Annotated in this window: 4 protein-coding genes; 3 read left to right on the top strand and 1 reads right to left on the bottom strand. The window is 66.5% G+C overall.

Annotation, left to right across the window (positions count from 1 at the left end):
- The coding region (locus ACT3T9_RS18780; protein ID WP_444607299.1) for an IS30 family transposase at positions 1-230 on the top strand (230 nt) is incomplete at its 5' end.
- A 5-nt stretch (positions 231-235) separates the two neighbouring features.
- Here the strand turns inward: ACT3T9_RS18780 and ACT3T9_RS18775 are convergent.
- Complete coding sequence (locus tag ACT3T9_RS18775) at positions 236-613, bottom strand: hypothetical protein (RefSeq protein ID WP_143277994.1); 378 nt, start codon at positions 611-613, stop codon at positions 236-238.
- A gap of 316 nt (positions 614-929) precedes the next feature.
- On the opposite strand from ACT3T9_RS18775, the gene ACT3T9_RS18770 reads away from it, so the two are divergent.
- Positions 930-1,640, top strand: coding sequence for an SOS response-associated peptidase (locus ACT3T9_RS18770; RefSeq protein ID WP_444607298.1), 711 nt, complete (start codon positions 930-932; stop codon positions 1,638-1,640).
- Between the two features lie 46 nt (positions 1,641-1,686).
- Complete coding sequence (locus tag ACT3T9_RS18765; RefSeq protein WP_193107384.1) at positions 1,687-2,094, top strand: hypothetical protein; 408 nt, start codon at positions 1,687-1,689, stop codon at positions 2,092-2,094.
- Positions 2,095-2,139: the final 45 nt, after the last annotated feature.

Genomic DNA, 2,139 nt, shown 5'->3' with positions numbered 1-2,139 from the left:
ACGACCTCGGCATCCACGTCTACTTCTGCGATCCTCGCTCACCGTGGCAACGAGGCTCGAACGAGAACACCAACCGGCTCCTACGCCAGTACCTGGCGAAGAACGCCGACCTGTACCGCTTCACTCAAGACGAACTCGATCAGATCGCGAACAAGATCAACACACGTCCACGCCAGGTCCTTGACTGGCTGAGCAGCCGCGAACGACTTCGTGCTTGCAGGCTCGCCTAAACGGCTCAGTAGAGCGGCTCGAGAGTGTCATCTTCGAGGTCAGGCAGCATCTCGTGATCGTCGTAGGTCATGTAGTCAACGGAGTGCAGGTAACCGTCGACGACCCATAGATCGAGCTGGCCAAGCCCTTCTCCGGCGCGCGAGACATCCAAGGTAGAGAACGGTCCGCCACCGTGCCTGATCCGGGCTGCCTTCGGCAACTTGGGAACCGAGATAAGGAAGCAGTCGCACTCGTCGAGCTGGTACCCACCCCACGACGCGACGCGGAGCTGCTCGCGAGCCAGTTCACGGTACGGGTGATCCCCGCTGCACAGAAGATCCAGCACCGTCTTCTCCTTCGCGGAGAAAGCACTCCCAACTGCGCGACCACGACTCATGTTCATCCCTCGAGGATACGGGGGCGGCATCGCTGGGTCTCGCTACCGCAGACATGGCACCTACGGCACGAAGACCTGACAGAGTAGGCGGGTGGTGCGTTGACCGGTTGAGACCGCCGTCGTTTGTGGCACACCAGCGTAAGTCCCGTCGGAGCGCCGTTGCCGCGGGTGAAGATGAGCCAGAATCCCGTGCCACAAGCTGCCTTCTCCCTCACTGCCGGGAGAGCTAACCGCTGTATCAGATAAGCCCAGGCCGGACCGCAATCTCGCGCGGCAGCCGCGCGAGAGCGAGTCGGCCGGGAGAATAATTCCTAACCGAACGATGCCGTCCCCCGATAATGGAGACGGGCTGCTGCACGGTTATGCGGCCACAGGTCAGGACCGCGCAGCGCAGTGGGAGGCCGTCTACAGCATCGCTCCGCGCACCAAGGCGCCGGTGGTGCGCGAGTTCGTTGACGACGACGGCGAGATGCAGCGGAGCCTCGAGCTGGCGCGCTGGGGTCTGCACCCCGCGTGGGCGAAGGACAAGGGGCCCCGCCCGATCAACGCGCGCCTAGAGACGATCGCGACCAACGGCATGTTCCGCGGACCGTTCTCGAGCAGTCGCACCATCGTGCCCATGACCGGCTACTACGAGTGGGTCGAGGCCGACGACGGCGGCAAGGACCCGTACTTCATCCACCACCCCGACGGGCAGCTGCTGCACGCCGCCGGCCTCACCGCCGGTCGCAAGGCCGAGGACGGCGACGGCTGGGACGTCACCTTCACCATCGTCACGCGCGAGGCGAGGGACGCCAGCGGCGAGGTCCACGACCGCATGCCCGTCTTCCTCACTGAGGACGCTGTCGCCGAGTGGCTCGTCCCCGGGAAGCTCGAGCCCGCGCAGAAGGACCCTCTCCTCGCGCAGCTCGACCAGGTCTCCACCACCATGGCCGCCGAGCTGGTGACCGTGCCGGTAGACCGCCAGGTCAACAACGTCCGCACCCTCGACCGCACGGACCCCTCGCTCATCGCACCGCTCGACGCCGACTGAGCCCGCCGGCGCCTGGCTGTCCGGCCCCGAGCGCACACTGAGCCCCGTGAGCCCCCAGCCCTTCACTCCCTATCCCGCTCCGCCCTCCGGGCGGTCGAGCGAGATGCGCGCGAGATACCCGCGCTACTACGCGCAAAAGGACCTGCTCGGCGCGGCCGAGTCGGTCGTCGCCGACTACCAGCGCGCCGTCGCAGGCGGCACCACGGTGACCATGAACCACAGCTGGCGAGACCCCAACGTTCCGGACGAGTCTGTGCAGGTCATCGTGGGCGGGGAGCGGCTGCTCCTCACCGTCGACGAGTGGCTGGACCGCATCGAACTCGCCAAGCCCCACGTGATGTCCTGGGTATCCGCCCGGGTACACCTCGAGGGCGCGAAAGACCGCGCCCGACGCGGACGCGTGGAGCCGTACTGGCACGAGGCGATCCGCCGCGCGAACCCCGGTCGACGCTGAGCGAGGAGCACGACGGGTGAGACAGGGCGGCGTAGTCGGCTTCGA

Source organism: Brachybacterium sp. AOP29-B2-41 (genome assembly GCF_052378395.1).
GTDB lineage: Bacteria > Actinomycetota > Actinomycetes > Actinomycetales > Dermabacteraceae > Brachybacterium.
This window is presented reverse-complemented; position numbering and strand designations above follow the sequence as displayed.

Coding starts and splice junctions, on each gene's coding strand:
- ACT3T9_RS18775 (WP_143277994.1), bottom strand. CDS start 613: ATGAACATGAGTCGTGGTCGCGCAGTTGGGAGTGCTTTCTCCGCGAAG.
- ACT3T9_RS18770 (WP_444607298.1), top strand. CDS start 930: ATGCCGTCCCCCGATAATGGAGACGGGCTGCTGCACGGTTATGCGGCC.